The sequence below is a fragment of the Nocardiopsis sp. LDBS0036 genome (genome assembly GCF_041228755.1).
In the GTDB taxonomy this organism is placed as follows: Bacteria; Actinomycetota; Actinomycetes; order Streptosporangiales; family Streptosporangiaceae; genus Nocardiopsis; species Nocardiopsis dassonvillei.
Map to the genome: position 1 here is coordinate 1,447,654 of NZ_CP141103.1, position 24,884 is coordinate 1,472,537.

The window sequence follows — 24,884 nt, forward strand, 5'->3', positions numbered from 1 at the left end:
CAGTCCGATCCGGAGCGGGAGGCCGTGGCACGGGACGCCGCGCCCGCGGGCCCGGAACCCGGCGCGCAACAGGCCGATCCGCAGCGTGTCGGGCCGGAGGGGGCCGACCGGGAGCGGGTCGTTCCGGAGCGGACCGTTCCAGAGGGGGTTGTTCCGGAGCGCACCGTTCCGGAGGAAGCCGCTCCGGAGGGGGCCGGGTCGCGGAAGGCCGGAACGCAGGAGGCCCAGTCGCAGGAGGCCCAGTCGCAGGAGGCCCAGTCGCAGGAGACCGCGCCCGACCCGGAGGAGGAGGAACCGCCGAAGCCCCTGGGCCCCTGGGCCAACACCGCGGTGGCCCTGACCGTCATCGCCCTGGGCGCGGCCGGGATCGCCGGGTCCTGGGCGCTCGGCCCGGGCACCCCCGCCGACCCCGGCTCGGGCACCTGGCCCCTGCTCGTCAGCGCGGCGATCGCCGCGCTGGGCGTGGTCCTGCTGGGGCTGACCCGCCGCACCGACGACACCGAGGTCTTCTCCGCCTCCTCCTGGAAGGTCCTGGCCGGGGTCGCCACCATGGTCGGCTTCGTCGCCGTGGTCGGCGTGATCGGCTTCGAGATCCCCTCGGCGCTCCTGGCCTTCGTGTGGCTGCGCTTCCTCGGGGGCGAGTCGTGGCGCCTGTCCTCCATCGCCTCGGTCCTGATCGTGGTCGCCTTCTACGTCGTCTTCGTCGGCCTGCTGGCCGTGCCGATCCCCCACCTCTTCTAGGACACAACGATGGATTCCCTGACACCCATGATCAACGGGTTCGGTGTCGTCCTCGAACCGGTCAACCTGCTCTACTGCCTGATCGGCGTCGTGGTCGGCATGCTGGTCGGGGTCCTGCCCGGGCTCGGGCCCGCGGCCACGATCGCGATCCTGCTCCCCCTGACCTTCGGCCTCGAACCGGTGACCGCGATCATCATGCTCGCGGGCATCTTCTACGGCGCCCAGTACGGGGGGACGATCACCTCGGTCCTGCTGCGCCTGCCCGGCGAGGCGTCCTCGGTGGTGACGGTCTTCGACGGCCACATGCTGGCCCGCCAGGGCCGGGCCGGGACGGCGCTGGGCATCGCGGCCGTGGGCTCGTTCGTGGGCGGGACCGTGTCGATCGTGGCCCTGTCCCTGGTCGCGCCCCTGGTGGCGAGCTTCGCCCTGGACTTCGGCCCGCCCGAGTACACCGCGCTGGCGCTGCTGGGCATCCTGCTGGTGTCCACCGTCGGCAACGGCAGCCGGATCAAGGCGGTCATCGCCGCCGGCGTGGGCCTGCTGCTGGCCACGGTCGGGCTGGACACCTTCACCGGTGCCGAACGCTTCACCTTCGACTCCATGGCGCTGTCCGACGGGATCGACTTCGTGCCGATCGCGATGGGCCTGTTCGGCATCGGGGAGATCCTGCACAGCCTGGAGGAACGCCACCGGGCGCCGAAGAAGCCCCTCAAGGTCACCAACACCTGGCCCTCGCGCAAGGACCTGCGCCAGTCGTCGGGCGCGATCGGGCGGGGTTCGCTCATCGGCTTCGCGCTGGGCATCCTGCCCGGCGGAGGCGCCACCCTGTCCTCCCTGGCGGCCTACGCGATGGAGAAGCGGCGCTCACGCGACCCCGAGCGCTTCGGCAGGGGCGCGGTGGAGGGCGTCGCCGCTCCCGAGACGGCCAACAACGCCGCCGCCACCTCCTCGTTCATCCCGCTGCTGACCCTGGGCATCCCGGCGAACGCGACGATGGCGATCATCTTCGGCGCGCTGCTCATCCAGGGTGTGCCGCCGGGACCGGAGCTGGTGACCCAGGAGCCGGAGCTGTTCTGGGGCGTCATCAACTCGATGTACATCGGCAACATCCTGCTGCTGATCATGAGCATTCCGCTGGTGGGGCTGTTCGTGCGGATCCTGCGGGTGCGCCCGACGATCCTGGCGCCCATCACGGTGCTGATCACGCTGGTGGGCGTGTACACGGTGCGCAACAACGTGTTCGACATCGTGCTGGTGGTGGTCTTCGGACTGTTGGGCTACCTGATGAAGAAGTTCGGCTTCGACCCGGGGCCGCTGGTGCTGGCCTTCGTCCTGGGTTCACTGCTGGAGAGCTCGCTGCGCCGGTCGCTGCTGCTCTTCGACGGGGACCCCACGGGGTTCCTGACACGGCCGATCTCGGGAACGCTGTTGCTGCTGTTGGCGGTGGTGATCGTGCTGCCGCTGGCGCGCGCTCTGTGGCGGTGGTACCGGGGCCGGGTCGATGGCAGTAGCAGTGGCAGTGGCAGTGCCAGTGGTGGTGCCAGTGGCAGTGGTGACGGCGGCGGTAGTGGTGACGGCGGCGGTAGTGGCGCTGGTGAGGGTAGGAGCGAGGAACCCGCAGGGAGGACGGACGCCTGACCGGTTTCCGTTTCCTCCAGACAGTGTTCCGGCCCCGGGCGATCCGTCCGGGGCCGTTCCCGTGTTTTCCACAGGTGGGTGTTGGGGGTGGTCGTGGGTGGCGTGGTGATGGTTTCCTGGAAATAGGGGGGATCCCACCCAGTAGGCGTTGTGGCATGCCCTGAAACACTCGGCGACCAATAAGGATAATGGATCGAGGGGCAGGGAGGGGCCGCCCACAGGTCTCTCCCCTACGCCCTTCTCGTCGGGGGTTTCTGGCGGCAACGAAAGCGCGCCAGCTACCGCGAAGTGGCATGGCCCGCGGAAAACGGTGCGCGTCGGGTGAGGGCGGGGGCGGCCGACGAAAAGCGGCACCAAAGGCGAGAGCGGCCACCGGAGGGCGACCAACGCTCAGGGTGTAGGGAGGGTCGGGCTCTGCTGCGTCGGCACCAACGGCAAGCAGGCCCTCCAGCCTCGGGCAACGACCCCGACCCCTGCGGCCGGGGAGGGCGACGGCAACACCAATGCCAGCCGTCATTCCAGGTGCGCGTTTTCAGACACCTTTTGAGCCCGCCCCAATTGCAGCCTTTCAATCAAGAGCGACCCCAGGAAAGAAAGGCTTCTAATTCCGGCTGTGAATAGTGGAGAAATGGCGGACGCTGGCCTATAATAAGAAGCATGGAGATGATGATCGCAGCGCCCGAGGCGGCCCCCGGGGAATGTTCCCCGGCCGTGGCCGCGCTGGCCGGTGCGCGCGAGATCGTCCACCAGGCGTTGAACGCCGAAGTGCCGCCCGGGGCCGACGAGGCCGCCGCTGAGGAGATCGCGGCGCTGTGGGCCCAGCTGGACCAGATCCGGTATCAGGCGTTGGCGCGGATGGCGCGCTTGTACGCGCGCGGTGAGGTCGCCCGCTACAGCGGCTACTCCACGCTGGACAAGTGGTTGGTGCACCACGGCACGATGCCCACCGCTCAGGCCAAGGATTTGGCTCGTCTGGTCCAGCACGTGCAGGAGGAGACGCTGCCCGCCACTGCCCAAGCAGTAGCTGAGGGCAGGGTGGTGTTGGGTGAGGCGGTCGCGATCGCCAAAGCCACCGACAAAGCCGTCCAGACCCGCGATGAGGACCACTTTCCCGACCAGGTGGAGTATCGGCAGGGGTTCGAAGCGGCTCTGGTGGCCGCCAAGGCGGAGCGGCCCGCGTTGTCGGTCAACCAGCTCCAGTCGGTGGCCCGCCAGGTCGCCTACCGTTTGGACCCCCACCGCCTGGACCGCGACCACGAAGCCGCCCATGCCGCCCGTGGACTGACGGTCCATGACACGTTCCAGGGCAGCTACCAACTCCAGGCCTGGGGCGGGTCCGGGGATGCGTTGATCGTGCGCGCGGCCATCGACACCTTCACCACCCCACCCTCGGACCAGGACACCCGGTCCCGGTCCCAGCGCGAGCACGACGCGCTCATCGCGGCGCTGCGTTTCGCCACCACCCACACCGGATGCGCCAACGCTCCGGCTCCATTGGCGCAGATCCGCATCGTGGTGCCCGTGCAGACCTACCTGGACGCCCAAGGCCAAGAGGTTCCCGCGTTGGACGAGCACGGTCGGGTGATCCCGGTCGGGCTGGTCCACGAACTCGCCGCCGATTCCGAGGTGGTGCGGATGCTCACCGCACCGCCCACCGGACAGGTGTTGGATGTGGGCCACAGCCGCCGCCTGGCCTCAACCCGCCAACGCACCGCCGCCTTCCACGGACACGCCACCTGCGCCCACCCGGGCGGATGCGAAGTGCCAGTCGCCCTCTGTCAAGCCGACCACGTCACCTCGTTCTCCCGGGGAGGGCGCACCGTGGTCGCCAACCTCCAACCGCTGTGCGGGCCGCACAACCGGGCCAAGTACCAACGCGAACTGCGCACACACCGCCAAGGACAGCGGCGGGGACGGGGAGGAGACCACCCGCCCGGCGGGGATCCGGATCCACCGCCCCGGGAATGACTCCCGGGTCGTGCCGGTCCCCGGCATGCCCGCGCCCGACAGGCGGCCCGGGCCCCGCGCCCACCGTGGTCGCTGCCACCGTCGCCCACCCCCACCCCAGGGGCCGGTACCGCTGCCCGAGGCCCGACAGCCCCGCCGCCTTTGGTGCCAACGCAGCAAAGCCCCACCACGCGCGCACAACAACCGTTGATCGCCCTCCCGCACCACTACGCGGCAGCTGGCGACGCTACCTCCGGCCACCACCCGCAACCAGGGCGTTGAGTGGAGCCCCCAGGCCCTCGCCGCCTTCGCTGCCAACGCAGCAGAGCCCCACCACCCCCGAACACCAACCGTTGGTCACCCCCCCGCACCACTACGCGGCAGCTGGTGCCACCGCCGGAGCGAGCAACCACGCGCGAACGGCAAGCGTTGACCGCTTGCCTCGCGTACCCCGCTTCCCCGAACAGGTGCGGCGGGGAGCCCCGAAGAACTCCCCGCCGCACCTTCACGGACCCCGGCTCTCTTCGCCGACCGACGGAACCAACCTCGTCACGTCATCTCGTGCCTCGTCCCGCCCCGACCCGGCTCGACTCCGACCCGGACCGACCTGCCCCGGACCGATCCGGACCGACCTGCCCCGGACCGATCCGGTCCGTCACAACGAGGCGCGCACCCTCTCCACGATCCGGGGCACGGACACGCCGTAGCGGTCGTAGAGGGTGGGCAGCGCCCCCGCGTCCAGGAACTCGTCCGGCAGCCCGATGTGCTCCATCCGCCGGACCACCCCGCGCTGGACCAGCGCGGAGGCCACCGACTCGAACAACCCGCCGACGACCGAGTGGTTCTCCAGCACGAACACCCTGCGGTCCCGGCCCACCTGCTCCAGGACCGTCTCCACGTCCAGCGGCTTGATGGTGGGCACGTGCAGGACCGCCACACCGATCCGGTCGGCCTCCAGCTCCGCGGCGGCGCGCAGCGCCCGCTCGGTCATCATCCCCGAGGAGACGAACAGGACGTCGTCACCGCCGCGCAGGAGCGCGGCCTCGCCCAGCCGGAACTCGTAGTCGTACTCGTCCAGCACCGTGGGCACCGCGCCGCGCAGGATGCGGGTGTAGGTCGGCCCCTCGTGCGCGATCAACTGCGGGACCGCCTGCTCGATGTCCACCGAGTCGCACGGGTCCACGATCACCATCCCGGGGATGCCCCGCAGCAGGGCGATGTCCTCGGTGGCCTGGTGACTGGGCCCGTAGCCGGTGGTCAGTCCGGGCAGCGCCGCGACGACGTTGACGTTCAGGCGCGGCTCGGCGATGTCCAGGCACAGGAAGTCGTAGGCGCGGCGGGTGGCGAAGACCGAGTAGGTGGAGGCGAAGGGCACGAACCCCTCCATCGCCAGCCCGGCCGCGGCGCCCATCATCACCTGTTCGGCCATGCCCATCTGGTGGAAGCGGTCGGGCATGGCGTCGCGGAAGACGTGCATGTCGGTGTACTTGGCCAGGTCCGCCGACAACCCCACGACGCGCTCGTCCTCACGCGCGGCGCGCACCAGGGCGTGCCCCAGGGGCGCCTGGACGGTGCGCGCGCCCTCCTCCGCGATCGAGGCGATCATGGCGTCCGACGTCAGCTTCCTGCCACCGGTGCCACCGACGCCGCCGGTGCCAGTGGTGCTGCTGCTGGTGGTGGTGCTCATGCCGTGTACCCCTCGTATCCTTGGCGCAGCTGCTCGCGCGCGGTCTGCCACTCGTCCTCGGCCACCCGCATGAAGTGCAGCTTCTCCCTGCTCTCCAGCATCGGCACCCCCGCGCCGATCCTGGTGTCGCACACCAGCGCGGTGGGCGAGCCCCGGTGCTCGCGCAGCTCGTCCAGGGCCGCGGCGACGGCGGCCACGTCGTTGCCGTCCACCCGCAGGGTGTGCCACCCGTTGACGCGCAGCTTCTCGTCGGCGGGTTCGGTGCCCATGACCTCCTGGGCGGGCCCGTCGGCCACCTGGCGGTTCATGTCCACGATCGCGGTGACGTTGTCCAGGCGGTGGTGGGCCGCGGCCTGCACCGCCTCCCACGTGGAGCCCTCGCTGAGCTCGCCGTCGGAGAGCAGGTTGTACACGCGGGCGGGGTTGCCCTTGCGGCGCAGCCCCAGTCCGACGCCCACCGCGATCCCCAGCCCGTGGCCCAGGGAGCCGCCGGAGATCTCCATCCCCGGCGTGTAGGTGGCCATGCCCGACATCGGCAGGCGCGAGTCGTCGGTGGCGTAGGTGGTCAGCTCCTCCTCGGGGATGATCCCCGCCTCGGCCAGGGCGGCGTACAGGGCGATGGCGTAGTGGCCGATGCTGAGCAGGCAGCGGTCGCGCCCCTCCCACTCCGGCTCCTCGGGGCGCAGCCGCAGGTGGTCGGCGTACAGGGCGGCGAGCACGTCGGCGAACCCGAGGGCCTGGCCGATGTAGCCCTGGCCCTGGACCTGGGCCTGGGTGAGGGCGTTGAGCCGGATGCGGTAGGCGGCGGCGCGCAGCCGTTCCAACCTGGCGGTGTCGACGACGCCTCCGGGTCTGGTGGCGGTCTGGTTCATAGGGACCTTCCTCGGTGTGCGAAGGGTGTGGTTCGGGGGGCGGCGCGTCCCGTCCGGGACGCGGGGGTTCAGACCAGCGCCCAGGTGAGGCCGACGAGGGCGAACCCGCTCGTTCCCAGGACCGTGACGAGCACGCTCCAGGTGCGCAGGGCGTCGCGCACCGACAGGCCCAGGTAGCGCGAGACGATCCAGAAGCCCGAGTCGTTGACGTGGGACAGGCAGATGGCGCCGCAGCCGATGGCGAGGTTGACCAGGGCGATCTCCAGGCCGCTGTACCCGCCCGAGGCGATGGCCTCGGCCAGGAGCCCGGAGGTGGTCAGGGCCGAGACGGTGGCCGATCCCTGGGCCGCCCGCAGCAGCGCGGCCAGGCAGAAGGCCAGGAGCAGCAGGGGCAGCCCCAGGCCGAGCATGCTCTCGGAGAGCACCTCGCCGATGCCGCTGGCGGTGAGCACCCCGGCGAACGCGCCGCCCGCTCCGGTCACGAACACGACCACCGCCGCCGGGGCGAGCGCGGCGTCCATGACCGAGCCGACCGAACGCATCGACCAGCCGCGGCGCACGCCCAGCAGGTACAGGGCCAGCAGACAGCCGGTGAGCAGCGCGAAGGGCGGGGCCCCGACCATGGTCAGGAAGCGCAGGGCCGTGGAGCCCTCCTCCAGGAAGAGTCCGGCGACGGTCTGGAGGCCGATCATGAGGATGGGGACGGCGATGACCGTGATCACCGCGGCGGCGCTGGGCGGGCGCTGCGGCTCCACCCGGGGGCGGACGGAGACCTTGGCCGTGCCGGAGGCGCCCGCCCCGCCGATACCGCCCGTACCGCCGGTGCCGTCCGGGGTCCCGGCGCCGCCGGAGGAGTCCGTGCCGTTCGCGTCCTCGGAGGGTCGCGCGCCGTCCGTACCGCCGGTTCCGGGTTCACCGGTGTTCTGCTCGTACAGTTCGGCGGTGGAGGCCAGCATGGCGTACGCGCGCCGGTTGAGCAGCTTCGCCGTGTAGTGGGCGACCACTCCCACCGGGAGGATGAGCGCGGCGCCCAGGAGGGTGACCAGCCCCATGTCGGCCCCGGTGAGCACGGAGCTGCCGACGATGCCGGGGTGGGGCGGCAGCACCACGTGGATGAAGAGCATCAGCCCGGCGATGGGCAGGCCGATGCGCATGGGCGAGGGCAGGCGGGCCGCCCGCGAGAAGGCGTAGACGATCGGGACCAGGACGATGAAGGCGACGTCGAAGAAGATCGGCACCGCGATCACCGACGAGGCGATCAGCAGCGCCACGCCGACCCTGGCCGGGCCGAGCAGCGCGCTGAAGCGCTCGGAGAGCGCGTCCGCGCCGCCGGAGTGCTCGACGATGGCGCCGAGCATCGCGCCCAGCCCCACCAGGAGGGCCACGTTGCCCAGGGTGTCGCCCAGCCCTTCCACGATGGTGGGCACCACGTCCTCGAAGGGCATGCCCGTGGCCAGGGCGGTACCGACGCTGACCAGCAGGAGCGCGACGAAGGCGGGGACGTTGAAACGGATGATGAGGACGAGTAGCGCTCCGATCGCCCCCAGGGCGATCAGTGCGAGTACGAGGGCGTCCATGGGCTCGGGTTCTCTCTGTCGTGGCGGCGCGGGTCCCGCGCACCGTCCGGAAGGCGATTTCCGGGCATGCTGAGGGGACCGTCGGCGCCGCGCGGGGACGGGGGGCGGTGGGGGCCGGGTACGGGGCCCGGCGGGGTCAGTCCCGGTAGACCCGGATGACCTGGGAGTCGTCGTGGTCGAGCAGACCGGCCTCGGCGGCCCTGGTGTAGGCGCCGCGGGCGGCCAGGAGCAGCGGGGCGGAGAACCCGGCCTCCTCGGCGGTGTCGGCGACGAGCCCGGAGTCCTTGACGAAGATCCCGATGGTGCTGGTGATCTCGTCGGGGCCGTCCGGCAGCATGCGCGGGCCGCGGTCGCCGAGCATCCAGGAGCCCCCGGCGCCGCCGGAGACGGCCTCCAGCACGTCGGCGGGGTCGAGCCCGAGGCGTTCGGCCAGGGCCAGCGCCTCGGCCGCGGCGGCGATGTGCACCGAGCACAGGAGCTGGTTGACGACCTTGTAGGACTGTCCGCGTCCGGCCTGGTCTCCGCAGTCGCGGACCGTGCCCATCGCCTCCAGCACCGGCCCGCACCGCCGGAGGGCCTCGGGGTCGCCGGAGGCGAACAGGGTCAGGGCCGCGCGCCGGGCCCCGGCCACCCCTCCGGTGACCGGCACGTCCAGCAGCCGCACCCCGCGCTCGCGGGCGCGGTCGGCGACCTCGCGCACGGGGCCGGGTCCGACGGTGCTCATGACCACGAGCACCGCGTCGGCGCGCATGGCCTCCAGGGCGCCGCCCGGGGCGGTGACGGCCGCGCGCAGCTGGTCGGGGGTGGCGACCATGACGATGACGACGTCGGCCTCACCGATCCCCGCGGTGTCGGGCTGGGCGCGCAGGCCCTGGTTCCGGGCCTCCTCGCGGCGCCGCGGCGAGGGGTCCACGCCGACCACGGTGTGCCCGGCCGCGGCGACCTGCAGGGCCATGGGCAGGCCGATGGCGCCGACGCCGACGAACATCACGGCCGTTTTCGGGCATGGCTGTGGAACTGGTGTGGTGTCCATGTGTCTTCCTTCTCCCCCGCGGGGGTGTCTCGGGCCAGGCGGTGTCCGGCTAGCGCCCGTCGGCGGGCGCGGCGCCCTCGGTGATGCGGCGCCACAGGGTGAAGTGCTCCACCATCGCGGCCGCGGCGGCGCTGCGGTCGTGCGCCTCGACGGCGTCGACGATGGGCGTGTGGACGGTGTCCGTCCTGCGGGGTCCCTCGGCGCCGCCCCCGGCGGCGCGGGCCTCGATGTCCAGGGCCAGGGCCCGTTTGTGGGCGAGGACGTCCTTGAGCGCCAGGCTCATGCCGTCGACGAAGAACTCGATCACCGGGTTGTCGGCGATCTGGAACAGCTTCTTGTGGAAGGCGTAGTCGGCCTCGTGCCCGGCCTCGGCGTCGCCCGCGGCGGTGGCGCGGACCATGTCCTCGACGTGGCCGCGCAGCACGCGCACGTCCTCCTCGTCGGCGCGGTCGGCGGCCTCCTGGACCACGGCGACCTCCATCATCTCCCGGGCGCGTTCGACGCTGCCGTCGTCGATGTGGCCGAACTTCGACATCAGGCCGAACAGGAACTGGACGAAGGAGGCGTCGGGCTTGGTGAAGAACGTTCCCGCCCCCTGGGTGCGGCGCACCATGCCGAGCATCTCCAGGCTGCCGAGGTTCTCCCGGACGGTGGCCCGGCTCGTGCCCAGCCGCTCGGCCAGCTCCCGCTCCGTCATCAGGCGCGCCTCGGTTCCCGAGGCCCGGGCCTCCGGCGCCAGCGCCTCGACCAGGGCGTCGAAGTTCGTGTCCACCGCACCTCCTGATTGGCCTGACCAATGCGAGGAAGCGTACAAGTCGCAGGTCGCGGGCGTCAATGGATTGGTAAGGCCAATATTTCCGCCCTGTGAAGGCCCGGTGTCGTGTACCGCCCCGAAGGGCCGATGCCGTACCACCGCGAAGGCCGGCGCCCGCCCGGATCCGGGACCGGGACGCCTCCCCCGCCACGGGTGTCCACAGCCTCGACTCCGCACCGGACGGGCCCCGCGCACAGCGCGGCGGGCAGCCCCGAAGGACTCCCCGCCGCTCCCTCGGGCCCGGCTCACGCCCGGCCCCACCAGCCTCACACCAGGTACAGGAACACCGTCAGCACCAACCCGGCGACGGCGATCACCCACGTGTAGGGCAGCGTCGAGAGCATCGACCGCTCCGGGCGCACCCCCGCGTACTGCGCGCTCCACACCGTCTGCGTGCTGGTGGGGTCCGACACCCCCAGCACCTGGCCGTAGGAGGCCATCAGCCCCAGCACCGCCGGAGCCGGGTAGATACCGCCGGAGATGAGCACACCGGCCACACCCGCGCCCAGACCGAAGATGTTCATCGGCCCCCGGTACAGGGCCAGCGGCACCAGCACGGCGAAGACCAGCACGAACAGCCACGGGCTGCTGGGGCTGATCGCGGTCACCACCGGCGTGAGCGCCGAGACCGCCCCGGGCAGGTTCACCGCCGCCAGCAGCATGCCGATCGCGATGAACAGCACGATGGGCGGCGCGGCCACGTCGAAGGCCCGGTAGAGCGTGCGCAGCGCGGTGGAGGACATCTCCCGCCACGGCACGGCCGTCAACAGCGCGAAGACCACCCCGGCCAGCAGCGAGGGCACGATGGGCACGTGCAGCCCCAGCGCCAGCACGATCGGCACCAGCGGCGTGACCAGCGCGTACCAGGGCGCGTCCCCCCGCCGCCTGCGCCGCTCGGCGGCCCGCTGGCGGCGGCTCGGCGGCCTCGTCCCGGCGCCGCCGGAACCGCTGCCCCCGGCCCCGGCCGGGACCCGCACCGCCCAGGTGTGCCGGGCGCCCCTGCGGCGCATCTCGATGAGGATGTAGGCCAGCCCGCCCGCCAGCGCGATCGGGAACAGGCGCAGCTGGAAGTGCTGGACGGTGGAGACCGGCACCCCGATGGCGTCGGACAGGAACTGCCAGTTGATCAGCTCCAGGGGCAGTCCGGCGGCGATGCCCACCAGCACGGTCCCGGCCGCGACGGTGGGGGTGACCCCCACCGCGATCATCGCGGGGATGCCCACCACACCGGCGAGCATGGCCGCGGGCGCCGAACCGGTGATGCTGCCGCACAGGATCGCGACGACGAAGACGCCGACGGCCACCAGCGAGGGGCGTTCACCGCCGAACTCCACGATCTTGCGTACGAGGGTGGAGGCGATCCCCGCCTCGGACATCAGCGTGCCCAGCCAGCTGCCCAGGAGGATGGCGATCATGGTCGCGGCCAGGCGCGGGGCGCCCTCCTGGACGACGGTCCCGGTGACGCTGCCCTCCTCCCCCACGAGCGGGGCGCCCGCGATGAGCGCGATCGCGACGGAGAGCAGGACGAGGGCGAAGGCGGTGGGCAGGCGGCGCGTCAGCATCAGGCCGACGCCCACCGCCATGGCGAGGAGGATCGCGAAGGCGGTCACGGGCGTTCTCCGGGGGAGGTTCGCGGGGCGGGCCGGTCGTGGCCCGTACCCCGGTGGGCAAGGGTGGCGGCGATGGCCGCGGTGAGCGCGATCGGGCTGCGGCGCAGCCCCGCGCGACGGCGGGCGTAGGCGTGCGCGGCGATCTCGTCGGCGCCGACCACGTGGCCGCGCAGGCGCAGCGGCCCCAGGCGCACCAGGACGTGGTCGAGTTCGCGCCGCAGCGCGCGGCCCCGTCCGTCGTGCAGCATCCGGTGGGCGTGCTCGTGGGCCAGCGCGGTCTCGCGCAGGGCCTCGGGGGTGAGGTCGCGGCCCCACCCGGCGTCGCGGGCCACGCGGTGGGCGTGGTCGAGGGCGTCGGCGTAGACGACCACCCGGTCGCCGGAGGCCCGGTGCAAATACTCGGCGAGCAGGACCTCGCCCGGACGCAGCCCGCCCGAGGCCCGCTCCTCCACACGCAGGTCCGAAGGACCCGTGCGACTCGGAGCGCTCACCGCACCCGAGGAACCCGTGGCACCCGGGGCACCAGAGCCGCTTGGGACCTCACGGGTGTCTGAGGCGCCTGACCCGCTTGGGGCCTCTGAAGCACCCGAGCTGCATGAGGTCCCTTGAGAGCCCTCAGAGCCCCCTTTGGCCCCCGTGCTCCCTCCCGTCCTGGCAACCCCGGCGGGCCCAGCGGCCCCGGGGTCCCCGGACGCTCCGGCACTCGCGGCGTCCTCGTCGGCCATGCGCTCACCGAAGCGCAGCGCCGTGGCGGCCCAGGACAGCAGCAGGTCGCGGTCGCGGCCCTCGTGGGTGGCGGTCAGCGCGAGCAGGTCGGCGGCCAGCTCCTCCTCGGAGGCGGCGCCGATGCGCGCGTACTCCTCGGCCAGCTCGGGGGCGACGCCCGTGTCGTGCCCGCCGGGCGCCTGCGCCCGGTCCCCTGTTTCCCTGCGGTCCGGGCGGTCCGTGTGCCACGGGGGTTTCGGTCGGCCCGCCCGCCCCGGCGCCTCACGCCGGGGCGCGCGCTCGGCGCGCCCGGGGCGTTCCGGCGGGCCGGACGCGGGGGAACGCGGTTCGCGGGCCGCGCGCGGCGGCGTGTGCGCGCTCACCGCCGCTTCTCCATGACCGCGATGACCGTCTCGTCGGGGGCGCGGCGGGCGATCTCCGCCGAGGCCAGCGCCACCAGGTGCCCCGGGTCCAGCACCCCCGACAGGTCGGCGAACTTGGGCCCCAGCAGCAGCCACACCGCCGGGGGCAGCGCCCCGCCGTCGCCGTAGGCGGTGCGCTCGGCCACCAGGTCCTTGAGCCGCCCCTCGGCCTCGGCGGCCACCAGCGTGTCCACCTGGGCGTCGGCGCTGTGCAGGCGCACCACCCCTTCGGCGTCCACGACCCGGACGTGGGTGCGTTCGCGGGCGAAGCGCCCCAGCGGCCCGCCGGGCCTGCGCACCAGCCCGAACACCCGGTACTGACCGTTGGCCGCGTACTCGGTGAGTTCGGCCGGCGCGGCGCCCAGGCTGGCCGCCGCGGCGGCCCGCGCCCCGGCCTCGGCGTCGGCGGTGGCGGTGCGGTCCTTGGTGCGCAGCTCGGTGGCGCCCGTGGCCACGGCCGCCACCAGGTTGCGCTGGGGGTCGACGGTGACGTCCACCTCGATCCCCGCCGGGTCCGCGCCCTGGCGCAGCACCGCCTGCTCGGCCTCGGCGCGCACCGCGAGCACGTCGGCGTGGGTGGCGCCGGGGATGATGCGCTCCACCGACTCGCGCACCAGCGCCAGCGCCACACCCAGGGGGCTGATGACCTCGCTGTGCGCGGCGATGCGCGCCTCCAGCCCGGTGCGCTGTCCCAGGTAGGGGGTGACGGTGGCCGCGCCGCCGCCCCCGCCGACCAGGGTGCACACCTGCCGGTCCAGGCCGTAGTCGCCCGCCATCTCGTCCACGACCGCGGCCACGCGTTCGGTGGCCTTGTGCAGCACCGCGCGGGCGGCCTCCTCCACCTCCACGCCCAGGGCCTCGGCCAGGGGTGCGAGGGCGGCGCGGGCCGCACGGGCGTCGGCGCGGGCGTAGTCGCCCTCGGGGACGAGCCCGGCGGCGTTGGCGGCGCAGGTCACGGTCAGTGCGAAGCGCCGCCCGCCGCTCTCCAGGACGGCGTGGTCGCCCGGGTCGGAGGCCATGGGGCTGATCCGCACCAGGCGGGCGCCCTCCAGCTCGGCCGGATCGGCGAAGCAGGCGTAGGGCAGCCCGGCGATGTGGGCGCTGCGCGGTCCCACGTCGGTCAGGCTCGCCCGGCCGGGGCCCTCGCCCCCGCCGACGCGGACGAGGGAGCCGCCGCCGACGCCGACGGTGCGCACGTCCAGCGCCGACAGGTAGGTCTCCTTGCCGCCCAGGCGGGCGTGGCGGATCTGCACCCGCCCGCGCCGGATGACGCTGATGTCGGTGGAGGTGCCGCCGGTCTCCAGGAACACGCCCTCGCTGACCTTCTCGCCCATCAGGGCGCCCGCCACACCCGCGGCGGGCCCGGAGAGGACGGTGAGCAGGGGGCGGTGGCGCATCTCGGGCAGCGACATCACGCCGCCGTCGCAGCGCATGACCATGAGCGGGGCGGTGACCCCGGCCTTGTGGATGCTGCGCTCGACCAGGTCGGCGGTCTGGAGCATGCGGGGCATGACCCCGGCGTTGAGCGCGGCGGTGCGGGCGCGTTTGCCCAGACCGTAGAGCTGGGTGATCTCGTGGGTGGCGGTGACGGGAATCCCGCGGGCGCGGGCGGCCTCCAGCACGGCCAGCTCGCCGCGGGGGTCGTCCACGCTGAAGGGTTCGACGGCGACGACGACCTCGGCGCCCTCGGCGACCACCTGGTCCACGCTGGCCAGGGCCGCGCCCTCACGTTCGGGTTCGCGCAGCGCGGCGTAGCGCACGGGCAGCGGGTGGCCCGAGTCCAGTCTCAGTCTGCCCAGGGAGCGCAGCCTGCGGGTGGCGAAGGCGTCGTAGCCGCTGCCGACGCCGACGATGCCGATGGTGGCCACGTCGCCCTCCAGCAGGGCGTTGGTGGCCTGGGTGGTGCCGTGGGCGAGGAAGCCCACGTCCTCGGCGCGCACGCCGATGTCGCCGAGCAGGCGTTCCAGCGCGGTCATGATGCCGTGGGCCACGCCGTCGGCGTGGTCGTGGCTGGTGGGCACCTTGACCTGGCCCAGCAGGGCGTAGGTGGTGGCGCTGACGGCCACGGCGTCGGTGAAGGTCCCGCCGACGTCGATGCCGATGCGCACGGGACCGGGACGGGAACCGGGGCCCGGGGACGGGGTTGGGGTCGCGTCGCTCATGGTCACCCCTTCTGTGGGGAGTCGGGCGGTGGGGAGTGGGACAGCGGGGAGCCGGGGCGAACGCCCGGGCCGGAGGAGGGCGCCGCGCGCGGCGCCCGTCGGTAGCGGTGGCCCGCCCGTCGTCCGCCCCGGCGGGCGGTGGCGGACGACGGGCGGACCGAAGGCCCCGGGAGGCGCGGTGCCCGCCCCTGGTGCGGGCAGGTCAGTAGCCGCGCACGTCGGGCCAGTGGCGCTCGACGCCGGTGCGGTCCAGCACGGCGGTGAAGGCCTCCAGCAGCTCGTCCTTGGCGCGCACGGCGTGCGGCGTGGTGCCGTGCTCCAGGGCGAAGGCGGCCAACCGCCCGGCGGCCTCACCGATGTTCCACTCCACCGGGTGCAGCCGGAAGCAGCCGTTGGTGATGTGGGTGGTGCCGACGTTCTTGGCGGCGGGCAGCAGGTTGGTCTCCCGCTCGGGCAGCAGGGCCCCCAGCGGGATCTCGAACGGGACGCTGGCCACGTCCACGTAGTTGTCACCGCCCGTGGAGGGGTGCAGGTCGATGCGGTAGCTGCCCACCCCCACCGAGTCGTGGCGGCGCACGATGCCGTGCGGACCCAGCAGGTCCAGGGACACGTCGTGCTCGGTGACGGTGGTGACCGCCCGGATGCGCCGGGACTCACGCACGTAGGCGGCCTTGGCCAGACCCGTCTCCGTGCCGGTCACGTCGGGCCGCGGTTTGAGCCCGGGGAAGCCGGTGCCGCCGTCGGAGCGGGGCGCCTCGGTCTGGAGCCAGTACAGCACCGACAGCGACAGCTGGCGGGCCTCCTCGTGGGCCTCGCGGACGGTCCGGGCGTCCACCAGCCCCTCGATCTCCAGGGCGGGCTTGAGCCAGTAGTCGTTGAGCGGCCAGTTGGCCAGGGTGATGTCGGAGTCGAAGGCGCCGGGCAGGTGCATGCGCCGGGCCAGGATGCGCCGGAAACCCCACAGCTCCTTGTCGCCCGCGTCCGCACTCTGGTCGGCGGCCACCGCGAGCGGGTCGGTGTCGGGGTTGGGCACGAACGTGCGCGCCACCGGCTCCAGCGTGCGCGGGTCGGGCGCGGAGAAGCCCAGCAGCGGCCCCGGCCAGAACTCGGGCGTGTAGGAGCGCCAGAAGTCGTACATCGCCGGGCGCTCGATGGTGTGGTCCTCGCCCTGGTGGTGCGACATCGCGAAGCAGTAGGTGATGCCCTGCAGGTTGGTCGGGTCGGCCACCTCGGGGGCGTGCGGCTCGCCGTGCTCCGAGCGCGCCTCGGCGCCGGTGACGTGGTCCAGGCCCGCCATCGGCAGCAGGTCGCCGTTCTCGGTGGCGTCCAGGACGTAGGCGGCGCTCACCGTGCGGCGGCGCCCCCGCTCGTCCTCCAGCTCCACCGCGCTCACCCGGTCGCCGTCGGTGTGCGCGGCCACCGGCCGGTGGCGCAGCAGGACGGTCAAACGCCCGGCCGCCCGGTGCGGGCCCACCATCTCCTCCAGCACCGCCAGGGCCACACGGGGCTCGTGGCACAGCTTGCTGACCCGGCCCGCGCCGGGGTTGAGGGTGAGCGAGGAGGCGGCCTCGGCCCGCAGCGGGTAGGCGCGCCGGTAGTGGTCGCGGATGCCCTCGCGCAGGCGCCGGTAGGAGGCGGTGGAACCGAAGCGCTCGATCCACGGGTTCTCGTCGGGCGGCACCGCCTGCGCGGTGAGCTGCCCGCCGATCCAGTCGGTCTCCTCGGTCAGCACCACGCGGCGGCCGGAGTCGGCGGCGGCCAGGGCCGCGGCCACACCGCCCAGCCCCCCGCCGACGACGAGGATCTCTGTGCTGGTCTCGGTCATGGGAGCCTTTCTCAGATGTGTCGTGTCCGGGGCGCGGCGAGGGTGCCGCCCTCCACCGGCTCGCAGGGCAGCAGGCGCCGGGGCGTCTGCCCGTGGGCGCCCGCGATCAGTTCCAGCAGCAGACGGACCGCGTCGCGGCCCATCGCGCGCAGGGGCGCGTCGAACCCTCCGTAGGCCGCGCCGCCGCCCGGAGCGCGGCCCCGGGTCCCGGTCGGCGCCCCCAGCAGGGCCAGGGAGATGTCCTCCGGGCAGCGCAGACCGGCCCGGTCCACGGCGGCGGCCAGGCCGTCCAGGGCGGCGCCGGTGTCGGTCTGCTCGACCACGACGGCGGTCACGCCCTCCTCCAGCCAGCGCCGCAGCAGTCCGTCCAGGTCGGAGCCGTCGGTGCGCACCACCAGGCGCGCGGTGTCGATCCCGGCCTCGCGGGCGCCCCGCAGCACGCCCCGCTCGCGGTCGGTCGAGGCCGGGGCCTGGTCGTGCTCGCGCAGGTAGCGCAGCTCGCGGTGGCCCAGACCGGCCAGACGCGCCACCACCTGCGCCGAGGCCGAGACGTAGTCGGCGCCCACGTAGGGCACGCCGGGCTCGTCGCGGCGGCCGATGTAGACGAACGGGAAGCCGTCCTCGACCAGACGCCGGATGGGCTCGTCGGGCACGTGGCGGCCGAAGAACAGGCAGCCGTCGGCCACGCGCACCCGCCGCACCGCGGCCGGGTCGTCGGCGCTGGCGGCGGCCCGCGCGGACCCGGTGAACAGGATGAGGTCCTGCCCCTGGGCCGCGGCCTCCTCCTCCACCCCGACCAGGACCGGGTAGTAGGAGTGCGCCACGTCGGTGGGGAAGGTGGCGCTGAAGGTGTACAGCCCCAGCATCGCGTTGCTGGCCGAGGCCAACCGGGTGGCGACCGGGTCGGGAACGTAGCCCAGCTCCTCGGCCGCGTCGAGCACCCTCTGGCGGGTCTCGCGGGCCAGGGACATCCCGGTCGGAGTGCCCCGCAGCACCAGCGAGACCGTGGCCTGGGAGACCCCGGCCACCCGCGCGATGTCGGACTGGCGCGGGCGTCGCGGCCCCGCCCTCCTGACGTGCGTCACCTGTTTCTCCTCCTGCGTGCCGTGTTAATGCGCATTAGTTGACGACTGTGAGCCGCGCCACGGCAGATGTCAAGAGGATGACGGGCGGATTTCCACCCGGAAGCAGGATCTTTCGTTAATACGTATTAGAACCTTGACCGACGCATCGGCGCTGGTGAAGACTCTGGGCCTCGGAGCCTCCCCCCGACCCGCTCCGGAAGGGAACCGTCATGTCCCACGACGCTCACCCCCGCCGCTCCACCGCCGCCCCCGACCGCCGCACCGTCCTGCGGAGCGCCGGCGCCGCCGCGGCGGGCGCCCTCCTGGCCCCGGGACTGCTGCCCCCCGCGTCCGCGGGCGCCGCGACCGCGACCCCGGCCGCCGGCGGAGCCGCGACGGCCGACGTCCTGCCCGCCTACCGGTTCCTGCGCGAGGCGCTCGACACCGCCGAACTCGGCTACAACCCGACCGGGGAGCTGATCTTCCCGTGCCTGCGCGGGACCGCGGGCCGCCTGTCCGACCCGCCCGGCCGCTTCCTGCTCTACTACGCCCCGCACGAGAGGCCCGGCGGCATCTGCCTGGCCTACGCCGACAGCCCCGACGGGCCCTTCACCGAGTACCCGCACAACCCCGTCGTGGCCAACGTGTGGAACCCGCACTACGACGTCAGCCACGTCTCCTCGCCACACGTGATGTGGAACTCCGAGCACCGCGAGATGTGGCTGTACTTCCACGGGGAGAACACCACCACGCGGCTGGCCCGCTCACGCGACGGCATCGACTTCACCTACGAGGGCGTGGTGCTGACCACGGCGATGGTGCCGGGCACCACCGAGGCCTCCTACGCGCGCGTCTTCGAGTACCGCCTGCCCGACCGGGGCGCGCGCTACGTCATGGTCTTCATGCGCAACGACACCAGCAACCACCGCTCCATCGGATGGGGGTGGTCGGCGGACGGGATCACCTTCGACTTCGACCCCGACCCGCTCGTGGACCACGCCGACGTGGGGGTGTCGGACCTGTCCGGCCCGCACGTGGTCGAACGCGCGGGCAGCACCTACGTCGCCTACCACACCGACCTGGGCGACATCCGCCTGACCGAGGTGGGGCGCGACTTCGGCCTGCGCCGCCACCTGGGCACGGTGCACACCCCCATGGCCGGACCGCCGGACTCGGGCCGCAGCGCGGCGCCCTCCTTCGGTTCCGACGGGGGCGTGCAGTACATGTTCTACGAGGCCGGGCACCGGCTCGGGGCGACCATCGCCATCGCCCGCGCGGACTGAGCCGCGCCGCGACCGGGGGCCACGGCCGCCCCCGCCCCGGAACCGGGCCCCCGCCGGCCGGACGCGCCACGGCGCCCGGCCGACGGGGAGCGGGCGCCGTGGCCCGCACCCCCCGGGAGGGTCAGGCCTTGCGGGCCACGCCGCAGTACTCGGCCACCGGACGCGCCCCGCCCACCTCGGCGGGGGCCGGACGCCACAGGGAGCAGGAGACCACACCCGGCTCCAGCAGCTCCAGCCCGTCGAAGAGCGCGCCGATCTGCTCGGCCGTGCGGATGGTGAGCTTGGGGGTGCCGCGCTCGTTCCAGGCCGCCGCCACCTGGTGGGCGCGTTCGCGGTCGATGTCGTCGGTGGGGTGGGACAGGACCAGGAAGCTGCCCGGGGCCAGGGCTCCCAGGAGCCGGTCCATGATCGCGCGGACCTCGGCGTCGTCGGCGACGAAGTTGACCACGCCCAGCAGCATCAGCGCCACCGGCCGCTCCAGGTCCAGGGTCCGGGAGGCCTCCCGCAGGATGGCCTCGGGGTCGCGCAGGTCGGCGTCGACGTAGTCGGTGGCCCCCTGGTCGTCGCCGGTGAGCAGGGCGCGGGCGTGGGTGAGCACCAGCGGGTCGTTGTCGACGTAGACGACCCTGGACTCGGGCGCCACCGACTGGGCCACCTCGTGGGTGTTGTTGTGGGTGGGCAGACCGGTACCCACGTCCAGGAACTGCCGGACGCCCTCCTCCCGCGCCAGGTGGGTCACGGCGCGCACGAGGAAGCCCCGGTCGGCGACCGCGTTGTCCACGATCTCGGGAAAGAAGGAGCGGATCTGCTCGCCCATCTCCCGGTCCACCGGGTAGTTGTCCTTGCCGCCCAGCCAGTAGTTCCAGATCCGGGCATTGTGGGGGACGGAGGTGTCGATCCGGGGGGCGGAAACCTCAGGGTTCTCAGGGGGCACGGTCCTGCCTTCTACGCTCGTTCTGGGGAGAAAAGGGGCGTACCCGGACAAGTAAAGGGCTCCCGAGGCCCACCGGCAAGCTCCCCCGGGCGTGTCCCCCCGACCACGGAACCACCGCCCCGCCCACCCCTCCCCCACCGCCGAAAAGCACTCGTGCCCCCGCCCCGCGGCCGATAGCGTGCCGGACAGCGCCCCCACCAGCGCACCCAGCACCCAGCACCCAGCACCCAGCACCCGACAGAAGGGAGCCGCAGGTGAAGCACTCCAGCCCCGAGTTCGCGCGGATCGCACACGAGGGAACCGTCCTGCGGTGCCAGGTGGGCTCCGAGGCCCACGGCCTCGCCCTGACAGGCCGGGCCGACCGCGACGAGATGGGCATCTGCGTCGAACCCCCCGAGTACGTCATCGGCCTGCGCCCCTTCGAGCAGTACATCCACCACACCCGCCCCGAACACACCCGCTCCGGCCCCGACGACCTGGACCTGACCGTCTACTCCCTGCGCAAGTGGACGCGCCTGGCCCTGGACGGCAACCCCACCGTCCTGCTCCCCCTGTTCGTCCCCCCGCACGAGATCGTCGCCATCACCCCCACCGGACACGACCTGCGCGCCAACGCCGCACGCTTCCTCTCCCGCCGGGCGGGCCAGCGCTTCCTGGGCTACCTGCGCGCCCAACGCGACCGCATGCTGGGAACCCGCGGCGGCAAACACACCAACCGCCCCGAACTCGTCGAACAGCACGGCTTCGACACCAAGTTCGCCTACCACATGGTCCGCCTGGGCATCCAGGGCGTGGAACTGATGGAGACCGGCCGCATCACCCTGCCCATGCCCGAACCCGAACGCACCTGGCTGCTCGCACTGCGCCGCGGCGAGCACAGCCGCGACGACGCCCTGGACCGGGCACACGAACTCGAACAGCGCCTGGCCGAGCTGTGCCGGACCTGCGACCTGCCCGACGAACCCGACCACGCCTGGGCCGACCGCTGGCTGGTCAGCACCTACCGACGAACCTGGGCCCAACGCTGACCCCGCCCCGCGACCGTGGCCACGACCACGCTGGTCACAGCGGCCACCCGACGCGGAACCGGCACGGGACCGGGATAGGGTGAACCCCCGAACAGGTAGGCGCCGCTCCCGGCTCCTCCGGACGCTCCCCGCACGGCGGACGCCGCGCACCGCGCCCGGAAACAACGAACACTAAGGAAACACCATGGTCGGAACCATCGCCTTCGTGCTCATGATCGTGGGCCTGACGATGATGCTCGCCACCGGGCTCATCGCGGCCGTGATCAAGACCCGCTAGGGCAGCACGACCCGGCTCGGTGACGGGTGCGTCCCCACGGCCGCACCCGTCAGACCGTCCCTCCCGCACACCCCACAGCCCCGAAAAACACTTTCGGCCCCCACCCCCCGACCACTACCGTGATCCCCGCGGACGACGTGCACCCCAACAGCAGAGCACCCGGCTCGGGACTCCCCCCGCGGCGGCCTGTTCCGCCACGTCGGCCGACCACCGGACCACGGCACGCCGACCCCCGCACCGGAGCACCCGCTCAGCACCGGGGGACACGCGCACCGCCCGGACAGCGTGTGGCTCAAACAGTCAGAGCACCCGGCTTCGGTCCGGGAGGGTGCGGGGGCAGGTCCCGCCACGCTGGCATGGACGACACCACCCCCCCGCACGCCGACCGGGGCTACGCCGCCGGACGGCTGGCCGAGGAACTCACCACCGCCCTCACCCACCAGGACGCCCGCGTCCGCCAGGCCGCGCGCGCACGCGTCGACTCCTGGGAACGGGTCGTCACCGGCATGGGGGACGGCACCCTCACCATCGGCTCCCGCACCCCCGTCAAGGACCTGCCCGCCTGGGTCACCCCCGAGGTCGTCCACGGCGGCTTCGCCACCGGCCTGCCCGCCGCGGGCGGCCCCCTGCGCCCCCACGAGCGCGAACTCGCCCGCCGCCGCGGCCTGCCCGAACAGCGCGCCGCCCTCCACGCCCACCACCTCACCGAGCGGGGCCTGGCCGACCTCGACACCCTCCTCGACAGCGGCGAGTACGAACTGGACCTGCCAGAACAGGCCGTACCGCTCACCGCCGCCTGGCTGCTGCGCAACGGCGACACCGAGGCCGCCCTGCACCTGCTCGCCACCGTCGAACCCCTCGCCGACACCCTGTGCCTCACCCCCCGCCCGGCGCCCCGCCAGGACCTGCCCGCCCGCACGGTCTTCCGCCAGAGCGTCGGCGACGCGCGCCAGGCCCTGGCCGAACGCGCCGCCCGCGACCCGGCCACCAGCCGCCCCCGGGCCCAGCAGGAGGCCCTGGCCGTGTGGAACCCCTTCGCCGACCGGGTCCTCATCCACTGGCTGGAGACCGTCCGCGACGGCCGCGCCGACGCCCACCGCCCCACGGGCTGGACCCGCCGCGGCGCCGCCCTGCTCGCCGAGTACGAACGCCTGGCCGCCGAGCACACCCTGTGCACCAAGCACCGCAAGCCCAAGGAGAACCTCGCGATCCTGCTCGCCGCGCTGCGCGAGGCGGTCGCCGAGCCCGGCGCCGAACTCACCCCCCGCCGCCGCGGCCTGCTCCGCCACGCCGTGGACTCGATGGTGGCCAAGCGCGGCCTGCCCGGCTCCGAGCGGCACACCGCCCTGCGCGCCGGACAGGCCGAGCACGCAGCCCGCCCCACCCACGACGTGCTCGCCGCGCTGCTGGCCGACCGGCTCGCCCCGCTCCCCCGGGCCGTCGGCACCCCGCACACGGCGAAGCTGCTCACCCCCGTCTCCGCCGAGGAGGCACGCGAGCGCACCGTGCCCGAGGGCTGGCCCATCCCCGGGGCCCTGGGCGACGTCGTCCGCAGGGCCACCGCCGCTCCCCTGGACGACCTGGTGGAACTCGGCGTGATCCCCTCCGCCGAGGTGATGGCCGAGGTCGTGCCCGCCCTCACCGCGGAGGCCGAGGCCGCCTCCGCCGCGGACCCCGCCCTGGCCCGGCTGCTCGCCGCCCACCACCGGGCGTTCAGCCGCAGGCGCTCCCTGCTCCTGCTCAACCTGCAGAGCCAGGTCCGCGCGGACGAACTGCCCTGGACACGGGCGCTGCTGGCCCACCGCTCCGGCCCCGAGGCGCGCCGTGAGACGGTGGCCGAACTGCTGTCCGCACTGGGCTCCTGCGTGCTCACCCACTTCCCCGGCACGATCGTGCCCAACCCGATGGTGAGCCAGCTGTCCGCCCTGTCCCGCTCCGCGGACCTGCGTCTGCCGCTCGTGGAGGAACTGGCCGCCGACATCTTCACGGGCGGGTTCTCCCCCAAGTTCACGCGCGCCGCCAAGGCCGCCGCCGCCCTGCTGGGCGAGGGCCTCTACAACCGCTACTACGGCATCGACCCCGACCGGGTCCTGGCCCTGGAGGAGGAACCGACCCGGACCGGCGGCGGGGCCACGGACTTCGCCCGGCTGTGCCGCGAACGCGCGGGCGACCCGCGCCGAAGCGTCGTGGGCAACGGGATGGTCATCGAGCAGGCGCAGATCCTCACCACGCACAACCTGGCCGTCCTGGTCGGGGCCGGGGCGCGGCCCGCGTGCGGGTGGGCGGAGCTGGCCCGGCGCGCCCACACCCTGACCGTGCGGACCGTGGAGAGCCTGCCCCGGGTGTTCCCGCCCCTGCCCCACGTCAAGAACGCGGCCTTCGCCTGGCGGCAGACGGTGTTCTTCCTGTCCCTGTGCACCGAGGCAGAGCAGCGCGAGGTGACGGCGTGGATGGTGGGGCTGGCCCCCGACCAGCCCCACCACACGCGCGAACGCCTGGAGCCGGTGCTGGCCGGACTGCGCCGGGTGGTGGAGGGAGAGCCCCTGGAGGAGACCGGGGCCCCCACGGGAAGGCGCCGCTTCCTGGGCTGGGCCGGGCGGCACTGGATGCTCCAGATCGCCCCGCGGGCCCTGCGCGGCGCGGACCGTCCCTGAAGTCCGGCGCCGCGCCGACAGCACGGGGTGACCGGTGCGGGGCATCCGTCCACGCTGCCCCGCACCGGCGGTACGGGCGCACCCGCACGGATCCATTTTACGGACTCGGGGGGAAGGGCGACCAGCGGTCCGGGAAATTCGTGCGGTGTTCGGTTCTCCGAAGGGAGGCCGCTCCGGTCGCACACCAGGCGGAGGGTGGCCGATTCCCAGCCCCTTCCTCCGGTTGCCAAGGTTTGACACCGAACACCGTTTTCATGTGCATTGTTACTCTTTGTTCACCCTTTGTGATAATACAAGGAAGCTCTACCTTTATGTCGTAGATTTCTAGTCGTCGAAACCCGTGCGCCCCCGGACACGGCGCTCCGCCGCGCGGACGCACCGCGGACCTGGGGCCGACCCGGGCCGCCTGGCAGGTGTGCACGCGGCCCGGTCGGCCGTGGTCCGTTCGGGTTCGCAGGGGAAGGTCGGGGCTCGTTGGCGCGGCTGGCATGGACCCGGGGACGCCCGGGTACGGCCCTGAAGCCGCCACGGAGTCCCCTGGAGCGCGGGCGTCGGCTCCGTCTCCGACACGCTCCCCCCGACCAGCCGCGCCGGTCCGGTGGGTGCCGCCA

17 protein-coding genes and 1 tRNA gene are annotated in these 24,884 nt (G+C 73.4%); 7 read left to right on the top strand and 11 right to left on the bottom strand.

Annotation, left to right across the window (positions count from 1 at the left end):
• The first annotated feature begins 24 nt into the window (after window positions 1–24).
• From UIS43_RS06140 to UIS43_RS06150, 3 genes are all read left to right on the top strand, one after another.
• Window positions 25–741: a tripartite tricarboxylate transporter TctB family protein gene (locus UIS43_RS06140; RefSeq protein ID WP_370012715.1), complete on the top strand. Its 717-nt coding sequence runs from the start codon at window positions 25–27 to the stop codon at window positions 739–741.
• 9 nt (window positions 742–750) lie between these two features.
• Window positions 751–2,379 (top strand): tripartite tricarboxylate transporter permease, encoded by a 1,629-nt coding sequence (locus tag UIS43_RS06145; protein ID WP_370012717.1) that lies wholly within the window; start codon window positions 751–753, stop codon window positions 2,377–2,379.
• A gap of 666 nt (window positions 2,380–3,045) precedes the next feature.
• Window positions 3,046–4,347 (top strand): DUF222 domain-containing protein, encoded by a 1,302-nt coding sequence (locus tag UIS43_RS06150; protein ID WP_370013232.1) that lies wholly within the window; start codon window positions 3,046–3,048, stop codon window positions 4,345–4,347.
• Between the two features lie 634 nt (window positions 4,348–4,981).
• Here the strand turns inward: UIS43_RS06150 and UIS43_RS06155 are convergent.
• From UIS43_RS06155 to UIS43_RS06200, 10 genes are all read right to left on the bottom strand, one after another.
• A complete protein-coding gene (locus tag UIS43_RS06155; RefSeq protein ID WP_071622238.1) occupies window positions 4,982–6,013 on the bottom strand; it encodes a transketolase family protein in 1,032 nt (343 codons plus the stop codon).
• Window positions 6,010–6,885 carry a transketolase gene (locus UIS43_RS06160; protein WP_013153533.1) on the bottom strand — a complete coding sequence of 292 codons (876 nt, stop codon included), beginning with the start codon at window positions 6,883–6,885 and terminating at the stop codon, window positions 6,010–6,012. The genes UIS43_RS06155 and UIS43_RS06160 overlap by 4 nt, the downstream gene beginning before the upstream one ends.
• A gap of 68 nt (window positions 6,886–6,953) precedes the next feature.
• A complete protein-coding gene (locus UIS43_RS06165) occupies window positions 6,954–8,462 on the bottom strand; it encodes an SLC13 family permease (RefSeq protein ID WP_370012720.1) in 1,509 nt (502 codons plus the stop codon).
• Window positions 8,463–8,598: 136 nt separating this feature from the next.
• Entirely contained in the window at window positions 8,599–9,495 is an 897-nt protein-coding gene (locus tag UIS43_RS06170; RefSeq protein WP_013153535.1) for an NAD(P)-dependent oxidoreductase, read from the bottom strand.
• A 49-nt stretch (window positions 9,496–9,544) separates the two neighbouring features.
• Entirely contained in the window at window positions 9,545–10,267 is a 723-nt protein-coding gene (locus UIS43_RS06175; protein ID WP_370012722.1) for a FadR/GntR family transcriptional regulator, read from the bottom strand.
• A 308-nt stretch (window positions 10,268–10,575) separates the two neighbouring features.
• Window positions 10,576–11,919, bottom strand: a complete 1,344-nt coding sequence (locus tag UIS43_RS06180) for a transporter (RefSeq protein WP_071622242.1) — start codon at window positions 11,917–11,919, stop codon at window positions 10,576–10,578.
• Window positions 11,916–13,007, bottom strand: coding sequence for a hypothetical protein (locus UIS43_RS06185; protein WP_370012725.1), 1,092 nt, complete (start codon window positions 13,005–13,007; stop codon window positions 11,916–11,918). The genes UIS43_RS06180 and UIS43_RS06185 overlap by 4 nt, the downstream gene beginning before the upstream one ends.
• Window positions 13,004–15,208 carry a hydantoinase/oxoprolinase family protein gene (locus UIS43_RS06190; protein ID WP_370012727.1) on the bottom strand — a complete coding sequence of 735 codons (2,205 nt, stop codon included), beginning with the start codon at window positions 15,206–15,208 and terminating at the stop codon, window positions 13,004–13,006. Before UIS43_RS06190 ends, UIS43_RS06185 begins: the two co-directional genes overlap by 4 nt.
• A gap of 202 nt (window positions 15,209–15,410) precedes the next feature.
• Complete coding sequence (locus UIS43_RS06195) at window positions 15,411–17,033, bottom strand: FAD-dependent oxidoreductase (RefSeq protein WP_370012729.1); 1,623 nt, start codon at window positions 17,031–17,033, stop codon at window positions 15,411–15,413.
• 11 nt (window positions 17,034–17,044) lie between these two features.
• A complete protein-coding gene (locus tag UIS43_RS06200) occupies window positions 17,045–18,118 on the bottom strand; it encodes a LacI family DNA-binding transcriptional regulator (RefSeq protein ID WP_013153541.1) in 1,074 nt (357 codons plus the stop codon).
• Between the two features lie 209 nt (window positions 18,119–18,327).
• Between UIS43_RS06200 and UIS43_RS06205 the strand changes: the two genes are divergently transcribed.
• Window positions 18,328–19,380, top strand: coding sequence for a hypothetical protein (locus UIS43_RS06205; RefSeq protein WP_358457284.1), 1,053 nt, complete (start codon window positions 18,328–18,330; stop codon window positions 19,378–19,380).
• Between the two features lie 121 nt (window positions 19,381–19,501).
• Here UIS43_RS06205 and UIS43_RS06210 read toward each other — a convergent pair whose 3' ends face one another.
• Window positions 19,502–20,314 (bottom strand): SAM-dependent methyltransferase, encoded by an 813-nt coding sequence (locus UIS43_RS06210; protein WP_019611495.1) that lies wholly within the window; start codon window positions 20,312–20,314, stop codon window positions 19,502–19,504.
• A gap of 254 nt (window positions 20,315–20,568) precedes the next feature.
• On the opposite strand from UIS43_RS06210, the gene UIS43_RS06215 reads away from it, so the two are divergent.
• The 3 genes from UIS43_RS06215 (at window position 20,569) to UIS43_RS06225 (ending at window position 24,273) form a co-directional block, all read left to right on the top strand.
• The gene (locus tag UIS43_RS06215) at window positions 20,569–21,342 is read left to right on the top strand and encodes a DNA polymerase beta superfamily protein (protein ID WP_013153544.1); all 774 of its coding nucleotides are present in this window, start codon (window positions 20,569–20,571) and stop codon (window positions 21,340–21,342) included.
• A gap of 558 nt (window positions 21,343–21,900) precedes the next feature.
• Window positions 21,901–21,974 (top strand) — tRNA-Arg (locus UIS43_RS06220).
• Window position 21,975: 1 nt separating this feature from the next.
• Window positions 21,976–24,273 (top strand): transcriptional regulator, encoded by a 2,298-nt coding sequence (locus UIS43_RS06225; RefSeq protein WP_370012733.1) that lies wholly within the window; start codon window positions 21,976–21,978, stop codon window positions 24,271–24,273.
• Window positions 24,274–24,884 lie beyond the last annotated feature (611 nt).

Bases quoted from the DNA above. Each gene is read 5' to 3' on its own strand.
- UIS43_RS06145 (WP_370012717.1), top strand. From the start codon at position 751: ATGGATTCCCTGACACCCATGATCAACGGGTTCGGTGTCGTCCTCGAA.
- UIS43_RS06150 (WP_370013232.1), top strand. From the start codon at position 3,046: ATGATCGCAGCGCCCGAGGCGGCCCCCGGGGAATGTTCCCCGGCCGTG.
- UIS43_RS06155 (WP_071622238.1), bottom strand. From the start codon at position 6,013: ATGAGCACCACCACCAGCAGCAGCACCACTGGCACCGGCGGCGTCGGT.
- UIS43_RS06160 (WP_013153533.1), bottom strand. From the start codon at position 6,885: ATGAACCAGACCGCCACCAGACCCGGAGGCGTCGTCGACACCGCCAGG.
- UIS43_RS06165 (WP_370012720.1), bottom strand. From the start codon at position 8,462: ATGGACGCCCTCGTACTCGCACTGATCGCCCTGGGGGCGATCGGAGCG.
- UIS43_RS06170 (WP_013153535.1), bottom strand. From the start codon at position 9,495: ATGGACACCACACCAGTTCCACAGCCATGCCCGAAAACGGCCGTGATG.
- UIS43_RS06190 (WP_370012727.1), bottom strand. From the start codon at position 15,208: ATGAGCGACGCGACCCCAACCCCGTCCCCGGGCCCCGGTTCCCGTCCC.
- UIS43_RS06195 (WP_370012729.1), bottom strand. From the start codon at position 17,033: ATGACCGAGACCAGCACAGAGATCCTCGTCGTCGGCGGGGGGCTGGGC.
- UIS43_RS06205 (WP_358457284.1), top strand. From the start codon at position 18,328: ATGTCCCACGACGCTCACCCCCGCCGCTCCACCGCCGCCCCCGACCGC.
- UIS43_RS06225 (WP_370012733.1), top strand. From the start codon at position 21,976: ATGGACGACACCACCCCCCCGCACGCCGACCGGGGCTACGCCGCCGGA.